A 13,714-nucleotide genomic window follows, 5' to 3' on the forward strand; every position below is an offset into this window, starting at 1 on the left:
ATCGAGGGCGTCAAGGAAGCCACCGGCGATATGGTGCAGGGCAGCGAAATACTGGAATCCTGCCCGGCGGGCTTCAGCGTGCTGTCCGGCGACGACCTCACCGCCCTGCCCCTGATGGCCCTGGGCGGCAAGGGGGTGATTTCCGTCACCTCCAATCTGGTGCCGGGCCGCGTGGCCGCCATGTGCAACGCCTTTGCCGAGGGCGATCCGGCCGGGGCCGCCCGCCTTCACCATGACCTCTTCCCCCTGCATCAGGCCATGTTCATGGAAAGCAACCCCATTCCGGCCAAGACGGCCCTGGCCCTCATGGGCCGGATGGAAAGCGAAATGCGCCTGCCGCTCTGCCCCATGAGCGAATCCGGCAAGACCAGGCTCATTGAAGTGTTGCGCCGGCAGGGCCTGCTGTAAAAAACGTTTCCAGCGGATACAACAAGGAGCGCGCCCACTGGCATGGGCGCGCTCCTTGTTGTATCCGCTGTGCGATGACGGCCGCGCCGCCGCATCAGAGCGGGGGATCAGCGCCCGCTGCCGCCAGGGCCGGTCAGCATTGAAGGGTACCTCGAACGGCAAACACCTATTCTTCTCCGGCCCGAGCCTCCCGGACCCGGGGCCCGTCCTCGGCCTCGTCCGCCAGCTCGCCGTGATGCTTGAGGGTCAGGCCCTGATTGATGAAATAAACGTGCTCGGCAATGTTGATGGAGCGCCGCCAAATCCGGGTCAGCGAGCGGGCGACCAGAATGATGTGCATGGCCAGATGGGGCTCCATATCCGCCCCGTGGCCGGAAAGCCGCTCCATAATGCCCTGAATGATCCGCACCTCGCACTGTACCGCCTCGTCCTCGCCCCGGCTCATGTCCAGGGCGGCCCCGGCGTCGTTTGCGCGGAAGATGACCACGGCCTGTTCAAAGGCCTGGCGGGCTTTGTCAAACATGACCCGCACATGGGGAATGACGCCGTAACCGGGCATGTCCTGCATCAGAATGGCCTGTTCGGCCATACTCACGACCTCGTCGCCGATGCGCTCCAGATCCACCACCATGCGCAGGGCGCTGACCACAAAACGCAGATCCCCGGCCACGGGCTGGGTGCGGGCCAGCAGGCGCAGGGCCATGTCGTCGATGTCGTTTTCCAGCTCATCGATAGCCGCGTCGCTTTCAATGACCGCTGCCGCGCGGCCGGGATCGTTGGCGGCCAGAGCCTTGTCGGCCTCTTCCAGAGCGATGCCCACGCTGGCGCACATGACCAGAAGGCGCGTACGCAAGGTCACGAGCATCTGCTGCAAATAATTTTCCTGCTGGTTCATGTTATCCAAACCTGCCTGTTATATAGTCTTCCGTCTGCTTCTTGCCGGGCCGGGTGAAAATGACGTCCGTGGCGTCATGCTCGATAAGGCGGCCCATGTAGAAAAAGCCCGTGTAGTCCGACACGCGCGCGGCCTGCTGCATGTTGTGGGTGACGATGATGATGGTCAGCGAAGCCTTGAGCTCGCGGATGCTTTCCTCAATTTTCTGGGTGGCGATGGGATCCAGGGCGCTGGCCGGTTCGTCCATGAGCAGCACCTCCGGCTCCACGGCCAGGGTGCGGGCGATGCACAGGCGTTGCTGCTGTCCGCCGGAAAGGCCCAGCGCCGATGACTGCAGCCTGTCTTTGACCTCATCAAAAATAGCGGCCCGGCGCAAGGAAATTTCCACCTTCTCGGCGATCAGCGTTTCGTCGGACAGGCCGTTGACGCGCAGACCATACGCCACGTTTTCAAAAATGCTCTTGGGAAAGGGATTGGGCTTCTGAAAGACCATGCCCACCCGGCGGCGCAGCGAAACCACGTCCGTTCCGGGCCGGTTCACATCCTCGCCGTCCAGCAGGATCTCGCCTTCCACGCGCGCGCCGGGCACCAGATCGTTCATCCGGTTCAGGCAGCGCAAAAAGGTGGATTTGCCGCAGCCGGACGGCCCGATCAGGGCCGTAACCCTGCCCGGCGCGAAGTCCAGGCTCACGTCGTGCAGAGCCTTGTTTGAGCCGTAATAGACATTGATATTCCGGGCCAGCAGATTTTCCTTCATGCCTTTGCCGCTCCGTCAGGATTTTCGCCAGAGCGATGTTCGCTCTCAACAGAACCAAGGGTGAACACAAGGGCCGTGCTGCCGTCCTGAGCCGGGCTTTCCGCCCGGATACGGCCGCCGTGCCGCTCCACGATATGCTTGCAGATTGCCAGGCCCAGCCCGGTGGAGGCCTGGCCCCGGTGCCGTTCCACCTGGTAGAAACGCTCGAAAATGCGATCCAGGTCCGCCGCCGGGATGCCGGGCCCGTCGTCCACCACCCGGAAAACCACCTCATTGCCGACCGGATGCGCGCCAACGCGGATGTTGCCGCCTTCCGGCGCGTAGCGGCAGGCGTTTTCCAGCAGATTGCGAAAGACCTGGGCCAAATGCGGCAGACTTGCCATGACCCGGCACTGTTCCGGAATATCCACATTCAGGTGCAGGTTGCGGCGCTCCAGAACCTCGCGGCACATGCCCCTGGCCTGGGCCAGGGCCTCGCGCGGGTCCGTGGGGGCCAGCTCCAGGCTGCCCGTCTTGCCCTCCAGGCGGGCCAGGGCCAGCAGATCGCCGACCATGCGCGTGAGGTAGGCGCCGTTCTTGAGAATGATCTCGCCGAAACGGCGGCATTCCGGCGAGGAGTCCAGGCTGATGAGGGTTTCCGCATAGCCCTGAATGGCCGTGAGCGGGGTGCGCAATTCGTGCGAGACATTGGCCACGAAGTCGCGGCGCACGCGCTCCAGGCGCACCAGTTCCGTGATGTCGTGGAACACGGCCACGGCCCCCAGGTGGCTGTCCGGCCCGGCGGGCCGCGACAGGCAGACCGACATGACCTGGCCGGACGGCAGGGTGAGGTGCAGATGGCGCTGCACCCGGCCGTTTTCGTCGCCCGGCCCGCTGCCGGAGCCGGAACTGGACGCGTCATGGGATACGCATTGAGACGCGGACGGCGGCGCGGGCGCGGCCAGCACCTCGTCCACGGCCTTCTGCAATTCCGGCGAGGGGATGATCTCCACCACCTGCGCGCCCCGGGCCGTGGCCGCGGCCGGAAATTCCCCGGCAAGAGCGCGGTTGCAGCGGCGGATATGTCCGTGCGGCCCCAATACCAGCACGCCGTCGCTCATGGTGTCCAGAATGCTTTCCAACTGGGCGGTCTGGTCCGCAGCGGCGCGCACGTGCGCCTCGATATTTTCGGCCATGCGGTTGACCGCGTCGGCCAGGGGCGCGAATTCACTGCCCGGAATGCGCCGCAGGCGGCGCTGGAAATTGCCCAGGGAAATGGCCTCCACCACGCCGACCATCTGACTGAGGGAACGGCGCAGCGCGCCGGACAGCAGCATGGCCAGCAGCAGGGAAAGGGCCACGGTTATCAGGCCGATCTGGCTGAACACCGCAAGGCGGCTTTCAATCTGGCGCTTCAGATTTTCCAGGGGCACGGCCAGACGCAACAGGCGGCCGTCGTCCAGGCGGGTCACGGCATAGGCCAGAGGCAGGTCCAGAGTGCCGCTGGGCCGGATGACAAAGCCCCGGCCGCCGCCCTCTCCGTTCGCGCCGGGCTCCCCGGAAAGGGCCTCGCGCACTTCCGGCCTGTCCGCGTGATTGTCCAGCCGGTCCACGGGCTGGGCTCCCACGGCTGTGTCGGCCAGTACGTTGCCCTTGCCGTCCAGCAGGGAAAGTCGCTCGTCCGGCAGATTCAGGATGCGGGCCAGTTCCGGCAGAGCGTCAGGATCGGGCCCCAGCTTGTCCAGAATCACACCCGCCAGGCGGGTTTCGTGCAACAGGCGTTCGCGGGCGGCCTGCAACTGGCTGTGTTCCAGCCAGCTTTTGCCGTAAAACACGGCAATGCCGATGGAGAGCAGCGCCACCGCCAGCACGCTGCAAAAAATCCGGGTACGAAAGGAAAACATGAACTTACCCCGCCAATGGTTGTCTTTGGCACTCTTCCTGACCCAACGCTGAGCAGAGGCGCTATTCCCTGATCCGGTAGCCCACGCCGCGCACGGTCTCCAGCGCGGCCGCCGCCTCGCCCAGCTTGGAGCGCAGGCGGCGCACGTGGGTGTCCACAGTGCGGGCGTACCCTTCAAAGGAGTAGCCCCAGACATTGTTCAGCAATTGTTCGCGCGTGCGCACCGTGCCCGCGTGGCGCAGCAGATCCTCCAGCAGGCGGAACTCCGTGGCCGTGAGGACCAGCTTCCGCTCCCCGGAACTCGCCGTGTGCGCGTCGGGCCGCAGCCGGATGCCGTGGCGCTCCAGCAGGGCGTTTTCCGCCGCGCGGCCGCCCCGGCGCAGAATGGCCTTGATGCGCAACATAAGCTCGCGCACGCTGAAAGGCTTGACCACGTAGTCGTCCGCCCCCAGGCTCAGGCCTACCACGCGGTCCATTTCCTCGCCGCGCGCCGTGAGCATCAGCACCGGAATGCCCGCCGTTTCGGACTGGCCGCCCAATTGGCGGCTGACTTCAAAGCCGTCCAGGACGGGCAGCATCACATCCAGAATAATCAGGCACGGCAGGTGCCGCCGGGCCAGTTCCAGCCCCTTCTGGCCGTCCTCGGCCTCCAGCACGCTGAAGCCCTCGCGCTCCAGATTGAAGCGCAGCAGTTCGCGAATGTCGCTTTCATCTTCCACTACCAGGATATGTTGTGCGCTCATGCTTCTTTTCCTCCGCGCCGGGAGCCAGTTAACAATGCCATTGCGCCAAACAGGTGGTGACATTGTTACAATCGCGTGACAAGCGCCTCAACGCCTGATTTCCGCGCCGGACAAGGCTTCGGAGATGTTCGGCGCGGCTTCACGCAGTCTTCGCCTTCCTGTCATCATTCTGTAACAGAGGCCGGTCAAAAGGAAAACGCGCGGGGAGCTTCCCCGCGCGACACCTTCGCAAACACTAAGGAGAGTACAGAATGACTATCGGCAAAATGCTGGTCACGGCCCTGACGGTTCTGAGCCTCAGCACCCCGGCCCTGGCGGCCCGGGAAATCGTCATCAACGGTTCCACCACGGTGCTGCCCGTGATGCAGAAGGCCGGCGAGGCCTTCATGGCCTCCCACCCGGGCGCGCAGTTGAGCATCTCCGGCGGCGGTTCGGGCAACGGCATCAAGGCGCTCATAGACAAGCAGTGCAATGTGGCCATGAGCTCGCGCGATATCAAGGACAAGGAAAAAGCCGCCGCCGACAAGAACGGCGTCACGCCCGTGCGCACGGCCATCGCCGTGGACGCCATCGTGCCCGTTGTCCATCCGTCCAACACGGTCAGCGGCCTGACCACCCGGCAGCTCAGGGACATCTATACCGGCAAGATCACCAACTGGAAGGAGTTGGGCGGCGCGGACGCCAAGATCGTGATCATTTCCCGCGACACCTCCTCCGGCACTTTTGAATGCTGGGAAGAACTGGTCATGAACAAGGAACGCGTGACCCCGGCGGCCCTGATGCAGGCCTCCAACGGCGCTGTGGTGCAGGCCGTGTCCAACAACAAGAACGCCGTCGGCTACATCGGCCTGGGCTATCTGGACAAGTCCACCAAGGGGCTCAAGGTCAACAATGTGCAGGCCAGCGCCCAGACCGCGCTTTCCAAGCAATGGCCCGTGGCGCGTGAACTGTACATCTTCACTGACGGCCAGCCCACCGGCGAGGTCAAGGCCCTGGTGGACTACCTGCAGGATCCGGGCAAGGGGCAGAAGAGTGTGCGGGAAGTGGGGTATGTGCCCCTGGCCCATTAAACACGCCGCGCTTTTGCCCACCGGCGGCGTTAGGCGGCGTGGCCCGGCTTGGTCACGTAGGCGGCTACGCACCGCGCGCCGGGCCACTTGCCTGCCTTGCCGGTAAACAAAATCCCCGCCGTGTTTAAACCACCAGTCCAATGGCGGGTTCTTTCCTTAAAGAACCCGCCATTGGGGGAGAAAGCCATGCGCAGAGCCGATCTCAAGGAAAAAATCGTCCAATACAGTCTTACCGGCGTGGCCGGAAGTTCCCTGCTGGCGCTGGCGGGCATTGTGCTTTTTCTGTTTATGGAAGGCCTGCCGCTGTTCGCCCATTATTCGGTTTTCGACTTCCTTTTCGGGCGGCTCTGGTATCCCACGGAAGATCCCGGCCTGTTCGGCATCTTTCCTCTGCTCATGGCCTCGCTGGCGGTGACCCTTTTTTCCTCCCTGCTTGCCGTGCCCCTGGGCGTGCTGACCGCCGTGTACCTGACGGAAATCGCCCATCCGGGCGTGCGCCGGATCATCAAGCCCTTTGTGGAACTGCTGGCCGCCCTGCCCTCGGTGGTGCTGGGCTTTCTGGGCATGGTGGTGCTGGCCCCCGTCATCCAGGACTGGCTCGGGGCGGCCACGGGCCTGAATCTGCTCAACGCTTCCCTGGTGCTGGCCCTGATGAGCGTGCCCACCATCTGTTCGGTCTCCGAGGACGCCCTGTACAGCGTGCCCCGCGATCTGCGCGAAGCCTCTCTGGCCCTGGGGGCCACGCGCTGGCAGACCACCGTGCGGGTGGTCATTCCGGCCGCGCTTTCCGGCATCGGCACGGCGGTGATGCTGGGCATGTCACGGGCCATCGGCGAAACCATGGTGGTGCTGATGGCGGCCGGGGGCGCGGGCCTGATCCCCACCTCCCTGCTGGACCCGGTGCGGCCCATGCCCGCTTCCATCGCGGCCGAAATGGCCGAAGCGCCCTTCCGCAGCGATCATTATCACGCCCTGTTCGCCATCGGCATCGTGCTCTTTTTCCTGACCCTGGCCTTCAACCTGGCGGCCGGGCACATCGCCGAAAAACACCGCCAAGCCGGTTCGTCCGGTCTGTAACCTCCCCGGGAGCATCACCCATGTCAACCCTGCCACCCGGCATTTTCTCCAGCCGCTCCCGCCTCCGCCGCCAGGCCGCCATGTTCTGGCTGCTGCGGGGCGTTGCCGCCGTCAACGTGCTGGCCCTGGTCGGCGTGTGCGCCTTTCTGCTCTGGCACGGCCTGCCCGCCCTGTCCTGGGAATTCCTCACCGAACCGCCGCGCAAGATGATGACCGAGGGCGGCATCCGGCCCTGTATTCTGGGCACGGCCATCCTGTCCCTGGGCGCGCTTTTGCTGGCCTTTCCCATGGGCGTGGCCTCGGCCGTGTATCTGCACGAATATGCCAAGCGCAACGCCTTCGCCCGTTATGTGCGCCTGGGGGTGAACAATCTGGCCGGAGTGCCCTCGGTGGTCTTCGGACTGTTCGGCCTGTCCTTTTTCGTGACCTTCTGCGGTTTCGGGGTGAGCATCCTTTCCGGGGTGCTGACCCTGGCCGTGCTGACCTTGCCGGTGATCATCGGCACGGCCGAGGAAGCCCTGCGCTCCGTGCCGGACACCTACCGCGAGGCCTCTCTGGCCCTGGGAGCCACCAAATCCCAGACCATCGCCCGCGTGGTGCTGCCCTGCGCCCTGCCCGGCATGCTCACCGGAGCCATTCTGGGCGTGGCCCGCGCCGCCGGTGAAACTGCGGCCATCATGTTTACCGCCGCCGTGTTCTACACGCCCAAGACGCCGGACTCGATTTTCAGCGCGGTTATGGCCCTGCCCTACCATATGTACGTGCTGGCCACGGCGGGCACGGATATCGAAAAGACTCGTCCCCTGCAATACGGCACGGGTCTGGTGCTGATCCTGCTGGTGCTGGGCATGAATCTGCTGGCCGTGTTGCTGCGGGACCATCTGCAACGCCGACGCTAGGCTCAGCCCTCATTAAAACGCCGTCCGCGAAAAGCTGAATTTTTTCGGGCAGCAAGGCGCAAAGGAGAAATCGGGCGAAGCTGCATTGAACATACCGCGAGGCCAATTTCTTTTTTGCAACGCGGCTGCACGGAAAAAGGCGGCTTTGCAGCAGGCGCTTTTACGGAACATGCTCCGGGAAGCTTTCTTTCCCTCCCAAAACACGAGGCCCCCGCATGCCTGTCGAACATGCGGGGGCCTCGCAGCATTCACACGGGCAGGATCATAGCGGCGCGTTGGCGCCATGCTCCTCATAATCGTCCAAAGCCCTGGATACCAGTTTTGCCAGGCCGATCAGGGCCACCAGGTTGGGCAGGGCCATCAGGCCGTTGAACATGTCGGCCAGCTCCCAGACAAGGTTGACCTGGAGAAAGGAGCCCAGCACCAGAAAAGCCATGACCAGCACCCGGAAGACCGGCACGGCGCCGACTCCGAAAAGATACTTGATGTTCTGCTCCGCGAAGAAATACCAGCCGATAATGGTGGAAAAAGCGAAAAAGAAGAGGCAGACCGCCACAAAACCGAATCCGTAGCCCGTGGAGCCCAAGCCGGTCTCAAAGGCCTTCTGGGTCAGGGCGATGCCCGTGGTGCTGCCGTCAATGGCTCCGGTGACGAAGATGACGAAGGCGGTCATGTTCAGGACCACAAAGGTGTCCACAAACACGCCCATGATAGCCACAAAGCCCTGTTGGGCCGGGTACTTGACCTTGGCCACGGCATGGGCGTGCGGCGTTGAGCCCATGCCCGCCTCATTGGAAAAGAGGCCGCGGGCCACGCCATAGCGCATGGCCTCCTTGACGCCCGCGCCGATCAGGCCGCCGGTGGCCGCCGAGGGGTCGAACGCGCCCACAAAAATCATCTTGAAAGCGGGCAGCAGCATGTCCAGGTGGGTCAGCAGCACCCAGAGGCCGCCGGCCAGATAAAGCACGGCCATGAGCGGCACGATCTTTTCCGTGGTGGCCGCGATACGGCGCATGCCGCCGAAAAAGACGAAACCGGCCAGCAGGGCCAGAATCACGCCGATGATCCAGGTGGGAATGCTGAATGCGGAATGGAAGGCGTCGGCAATGGAATTGGCCTGGACCATGTTGCCGATGAAGCCCAGGGCAATGATGATGGCCACGGAAAAGAAAGCGGCCAGCCATTTGCAGCCCAGGCCCTTGGAAATATAGTAGGCCGGGCCGCCAGTGACATGGCCTTCGGAATCGCGGGTCTTGTACAGCTGGGCCAGCACGGCTTCAGCGAAGATGGTGGCCATGCCGAAAAAGGCGGCTATCCACATCCAGAAAATGGCGCCGGGACCGCCCATGGCAATGGCTGTGGCCGCGCCGGCCAGATTGCCCGTGCCCACCTGGGCGGCAATGGCCGTTGCCAAAGATTGGAAGGAAGTCATGCCGTCCTTGCCGGCCTTTTTGCCGAAGAGCGTCAGGTCGCCGAAGGTATAGCGGACTACTTTGCCGAATTTGCGGATCTGCACGAATTTCAGGCGAAACGTATAATAAATGCCCGTGCCCACCAGCAAGGGGATCAGGCAGTACACGCCCCACAGCACGCTGTTGATATTCTGGACCAGTTTTGTCAGCTCTTCCATGCTCCCTTCTCCTTGATGGCGATTCTCCCCGGCGGGGCATGCCTTGCAGTCACGCCCGTCGCCAATTTTTCGCAGCCTACTCCCCGCGCTACAAGCAGGCAAGCCGGAAAACAGACGCGAAAAGGGGGAACCCGAGGCTCCCCCTTTTACAATCATCCTACGGGATAAATCCCGCGCAGAATCGGGCTTAGAAGCTGTACGCGAAGATCAGCTGGGCCTTCCACATATCCTGCTTCTGGAAGGAAGAGTCGCGCATACCGGCTTTCTTCCAGGTGTCATTATCCATGAAGTTAGCAATGTAACCCAGTTCCAGGTTCACGTCGAAGTTTTCGTACATCTGGTAGGAGTTGACCAAGTTGAATTCCAGCAGACCATCTTCCGTGGTCAGGTACGGGGAAGCACCGGTGCCGGTGCCGTAGTTCCAGGCATAGGCACTGTCCATATACTTGACCATGGAGGTGGAGTTGGTGCCGCCCCAGTAGGCCACGCGGAAGGTGTGCTTGAGGTCTTCCAGGAAGCTCATGTCGCGGATCTGCAGGCCCAAGCCCCAGGTACCGGCGTATTCCAGGGAGTTGTCAACCCACATCCAGCCGTAGTTGCCGTCACCCAAGAAGGAGGTGAAGTTGCCCATGGGTACGATGGAGGGCATACGCTCGGAACCGTTCTTGACATTGCCGTCGTCGCCGGAACCGTACCAGCCGAAGATGCCGGGAACGCCCCAATCCATCTTGTATTCCACCAGGGCCTTGGCCAGCCAGCCCTGACGCTCGGTGCTGCCACGCTTTCCAATCCGGTCAGCTCCATTATACTTGACGGCGCCATAACGGCCCATGGCTTCCACATAGCCGTAGTTGATATCCACTTCGATGTTCAGCGGATCCCAGGCGGTGATGGCGAAAGGTAGACCAGCCCAGAACATGGAACCGTAGGCTTTGCTGGTATTGCCAACATCGGTACGATTGTTTCTGTCGTAAACGCCGTAGTAGGGGTACAGCGTAAAGTTCAAATCACCATCCTTAGTGCTGAACGGCGTAGTAAGGGTATTTTTGCCCTTCATACCGTACATGGCCCAAGGGGTAATTTCAAAGCCGTCCAGCTTCACGGGCACCATCAGGGCGAACAAGTCCATGTTGTCCAGATAGTTAGCATTGTCCTTACCACCGACATAGTTGTCATTGGCAGGGCGCGCCCACAAGGCGGTCAGGCCCACATTTTCGTTGAACTGATAAGAAGCGGTGATACCGGCAGCGTCGGTATCCATGATGGCGGAACCACCGGCCTTGTTGGGCAGGGTCACGCCCTGAATACCCATGCGAAACTTCAGGTCGGTCTGCGGCACCATCCAGTCAATATACGCGCGCTTGACCTTGATGACACTGTTGCCGTCAGCACCCAACGCGCCGCCGGTATTCTCCTGACCCCAGACCTGGTTGCCGATTTCAAAGAAGACCGTGCCGGACAGAGATTCGGAAGCCACAGCGTCCAACTGCAAACGCACACGCTGCTGCGCGGCAAATTTGTCATCACTATTCTGCTTGGTATTGCTGGTAGCACCAGGAGCGCGATATTTGTTCACCAAGCTGTTCTCGCCGCCGGCAAAACCCACCAGCCACTGGCCCTTGGCCTTGAAATCAATGGCGCTGGCGCCCGTCGCCACGCCCAGCAGCATACCGGCCGCCAACAGAAGCGTACAGATACGTTTCATGTTTTTTCCTTCCTCTCGTTTGAGCCCTCAAAAAGTTAAAAAAGTTGTCCTGTCCCATACAGGTTGACATACTGTCTATCGGCTTTCGTGTACGAAGGCAAGTCTTTTTGTCAAAAAATTTTTACCGCCTCGCGGCTTCGCCCCAAAACAAAGAAAAAGCCGGTCCCGAAGGACCGGCCGCTGAACACGAAGGTTATATGCAAGTCTATAAAAAGTCCGGGTCCGCCGCCGCTTTGCCTCCGGCCAGCATGATCCGCACATAGTGCAGGCCGTGCTCGTCCACCGGGATGATGGGGAAGGCAAGGCCGCAGCCGTCGCAGGAGATCATCCGGGGTTCCGTGGGGCTGACCAGGGGGATGTGCTTGCCGCACTGCGGGCACTGGTAGAAGAAGAGGATTTCCATGCCGTCCGGCGGCACGGGCGTCAGAGGACGGTTTTTCCTGTCAGCCATGCCGCACCTCTTTGGCGGCCAGATTCCGGCCGGTCATGGGCGACGAGGGCTCCATGCCCCAGAGCCCGAGCAGGGTCGGGGCCACATCGGCCAGCTTGCCGTCGGCCAGGGCTGTGACCGCGCCGCCCGGCTCCAGCAGAATGCAGGGCACGGGATTGGTGGTGTGGGCCGTGTGCGGCTGCCCCTCGGGGGTCAGCATGACCTCGCAATTGCCGTGGTCCGCGATGATCAGCATGCGGCCGCCGCGCGCCTCCACGGCCTTGAGCATGCGCCCCACGCATTCATCCACCACGGCGCAGGCCTCCACCGCCGCCTTGAGCACGCCGGTATGGCCCACCATGTCGCCGTTGGCCAGATTGCAGACCACCAGATCGTAAATGCCCTTGTTCCAGGCTTCCACAAACTTGTCGGTGACCTGGCGGGCGCTCATGGCCGGTTTGAGGTCATAGGTGGGCACGTCGCGCGGCGACGGCACCAGAATGCGGTCCTCGCCGGGGAAGGGCTCTTCCACGCCTCCGTTGAAGAAGTAGGTCACATGGGCGTATTTTTCCGTTTCCGCCAGGCGGAGCTGGCGCAGACCGGCCCGCGAAACCACTTCGCCCAGGCCCATGGTCACGGCTTCCTTGGGAAAGGCCACGGGAATGCCGAAATGCGCCTCATAGGAGGTCATGGACGCGATGGCCGCCAGTTTGGGCAGCCTGCCGCGCTCAAAGCCCTTGAAATCCGGCTCGATAAAGGCCTGAGTCAGCTCGCGCATGCGGTCGGCCCGGAAATTGAAGAAAAAAAGCGCGTCGCCGTCGGCCATACCCAAGGGTTCCTCCGCCCCATCCGGGAGGGAACCGCCGGTGCAGCGCACGGGCTTGACGAACTCGTCGGTGATGCCCTCGGCATAGGAAACCTCAAGGGCCTTCACCGCGTCCGGGGCCACGCGGCCCTCCTCGCTCCGTCCGTGGACCAGCAGATCCCAGGCGGCCTTGACCCGTTCCCAGCGCTTGTCGCGGTCCATGGCGTAGAAACGCCCCACCAGACCGGCAATGCGCGCCAGGGGCTGCTCCTTGAGATGCTCCTCCAGCGCGTGCGCAAAACCCACGCCGCTTTTGGGGTCCGTGTCGCGGCCGTCCATGATGCAGTGCACGCGCACGGGCACGCCCGCACGGGCGGCCATGTCGCAGATGGCCTCCAGATGCCGGATATGGCTGTGCACGCCGCCGTCCGAGAGCAGGCCCGCCAGATGCAGCCTGCCGCCGCTCTTTTTGACCGTTTCCAGCAGCCCATTGAGCACCGGGTTGGCGGCAAAGGAGCCGTCCTCCAGGGCCACGTCGATACGCGTCATGTCCTGGTAGACCACGCGCCCGGCCCCGATGTTCAAGTGGCCCACCTCGGAATTGCCCATGTAGCCTTCAGGCAGGCCCACGGCCCGGCCCGAGGCCGTCAGTTGCGCATGCGGGCAACGAGCGTTGAGGTTGTCCAGATTGGGAGTGGGCGCGAGATACGGCGCATTGCCGGGAGTGGGCGCGGCCAGGCCCCAGCCGTCAAGAATCAGCAGCAGGGTGGGGGTCATGCCGAGGCCTCCCCGCCGGGCCCGGCCGCCGCGCGGGCCGGAGACTGGCCCCAGAGGGCTTCCAGACGGTACAGCTCCCGCACGGGCTCCAGAAAAATATTGATGACGATGTCGTTCAGGTCCACAAGGATCCACTGCCCGGCCTCATAGCCCTCGATGCGCAGATATTCGTAATTGCGCTCATGGCAGAGAGCGGCCACCCCGTCGGCCAGGCTCTGGGCATGGCGCATGGACCCGGCGGTGAGCACCAGCAGGGCGTCGGCAAAGCCGCCCTGCTCCGAGAGATTAAGACTGACGACGCGTTCCGCCTTGTGTTCTTCAAGCCAGGCCGTGACGACAGCCAGCTTTTCGGCCAGGGGAACGTCCGCATAACGCTTGCGGCCCGGACGCGCGGCCTGGACCTCAGTATTTTCGGTAGAAGGAATCTGTTCCATGCCAAGCACATACCCCAAAGCCGGGCCGAGAGCAATGGCGCGGCGGGCAAGGCGGCGGTATGGGAGAATGCAACAGATGCCCGCCGGAAGGCAAAGCCGTGCGCCGAGACATCAACTTTTTCAATGACAGATAACTTCATATATGCTATCTTCTTTGTAGAAGGAGGAAAGCAATATGAAATGCCGAAAATGTGGTTCCGAA

General features: G+C 62.8%; 13 protein-coding genes. 4 read left to right on the top strand and 9 right to left on the bottom strand.

Features of this window, described 5'->3' with window-relative positions; genetic code table 11:
- Positions 1-408 (top strand): dihydrodipicolinate synthase family protein (locus tag KH208_RS13200; RefSeq protein ID WP_291437054.1); only part of this gene is annotated, 408 nt, incomplete at its 5' end.
- A 166-nt stretch (positions 409-574) separates the two neighbouring features.
- On the opposite strand, the gene phoU is transcribed toward KH208_RS13200, so the two are convergent.
- The 4 genes from phoU to KH208_RS13220 all read right to left on the bottom strand — a co-directional run bounded on the left by phoU (position 575) and on the right by KH208_RS13220 (position 4,685).
- Positions 575-1,303 carry a phosphate signaling complex protein PhoU gene (gene phoU, locus KH208_RS13205; protein ID WP_291437056.1) on the bottom strand — a complete coding sequence of 243 codons (729 nt, stop codon included), beginning with the start codon at positions 1,301-1,303 and terminating at the stop codon, positions 575-577.
- A 1-nt stretch (position 1,304) separates the two neighbouring features.
- The gene (pstB, locus tag KH208_RS13210) at positions 1,305-2,060 is read right to left on the bottom strand and encodes a phosphate ABC transporter ATP-binding protein PstB (protein WP_291437058.1); all 756 of its coding nucleotides are present in this window, start codon (positions 2,058-2,060) and stop codon (positions 1,305-1,307) included.
- Positions 2,057-3,943 (bottom strand): ATP-binding protein, encoded by a 1,887-nt coding sequence (locus tag KH208_RS13215; RefSeq protein WP_291437060.1) that lies wholly within the window; start codon positions 3,941-3,943, stop codon positions 2,057-2,059. Before KH208_RS13215 ends, pstB begins: the two co-directional genes overlap by 4 nt.
- Positions 3,944-4,004: 61 nt before the next feature.
- Positions 4,005-4,685, bottom strand: coding sequence for a response regulator (locus KH208_RS13220; RefSeq protein WP_291437062.1), 681 nt, complete (start codon positions 4,683-4,685; stop codon positions 4,005-4,007).
- A 251-nt stretch (positions 4,686-4,936) separates the two neighbouring features.
- Here KH208_RS13220 and KH208_RS13225 point away from each other — a divergent pair, with 251 nt between their 5' ends.
- The 3 genes from KH208_RS13225 to pstA all read left to right on the top strand — a co-directional run bounded on the left by KH208_RS13225 (position 4,937) and on the right by pstA (position 7,731).
- Complete coding sequence (locus KH208_RS13225) at positions 4,937-5,755, top strand: phosphate ABC transporter substrate-binding protein (RefSeq protein ID WP_291437064.1); 819 nt, start codon at positions 4,937-4,939, stop codon at positions 5,753-5,755.
- Between the two features lie 186 nt (positions 5,756-5,941).
- Positions 5,942-6,832, top strand: a complete 891-nt coding sequence (gene pstC / locus KH208_RS13230; RefSeq protein WP_291437066.1) for a phosphate ABC transporter permease subunit PstC — start codon at positions 5,942-5,944, stop codon at positions 6,830-6,832.
- 80 nt (positions 6,833-6,912) lie between these two features.
- Complete coding sequence (gene pstA, locus KH208_RS13235; RefSeq protein ID WP_291437077.1) at positions 6,913-7,731, top strand: phosphate ABC transporter permease PstA; 819 nt, start codon at positions 6,913-6,915, stop codon at positions 7,729-7,731.
- Positions 7,732-7,993: 262 nt separating this feature from the next.
- On the opposite strand, the gene KH208_RS13240 is transcribed toward pstA, so the two are convergent.
- From KH208_RS13240 to rsfS, 5 genes are all read right to left on the bottom strand, one after another.
- Entirely contained in the window at positions 7,994-9,361 is a 1,368-nt protein-coding gene (locus KH208_RS13240) for a sodium:alanine symporter family protein (protein WP_291437068.1), read from the bottom strand.
- A 187-nt stretch (positions 9,362-9,548) separates the two neighbouring features.
- On the bottom strand, positions 9,549-11,066 hold the full coding sequence (locus KH208_RS13245; RefSeq protein ID WP_291437070.1) for an outer membrane homotrimeric porin: 1,518 nt from the start codon (positions 11,064-11,066) through the stop codon (positions 9,549-9,551).
- Between the two features lie 205 nt (positions 11,067-11,271).
- On the bottom strand, positions 11,272-11,517 hold the full coding sequence (locus KH208_RS13250) for a hypothetical protein (RefSeq protein ID WP_291437072.1): 246 nt from the start codon (positions 11,515-11,517) through the stop codon (positions 11,272-11,274).
- Positions 11,510-13,078, bottom strand: a complete 1,569-nt coding sequence (gene gpmI / locus KH208_RS13255; RefSeq protein WP_291437074.1) for a 2,3-bisphosphoglycerate-independent phosphoglycerate mutase — start codon at positions 13,076-13,078, stop codon at positions 11,510-11,512. Before gpmI ends, KH208_RS13250 begins: the two co-directional genes overlap by 8 nt.
- Positions 13,075-13,512, bottom strand: coding sequence for a ribosome silencing factor (gene rsfS / locus KH208_RS13260; protein WP_291437076.1), 438 nt, complete (start codon positions 13,510-13,512; stop codon positions 13,075-13,077). The genes gpmI and rsfS overlap by 4 nt, the downstream gene beginning before the upstream one ends.
- Between the last annotated feature and the right edge of the window lie 202 nt (positions 13,513-13,714).

Source organism: Desulfovibrio sp., assembly GCF_018379785.1.
GTDB lineage: Bacteria > Desulfobacterota > Desulfovibrionia > Desulfovibrionales > Desulfovibrionaceae > Desulfovibrio.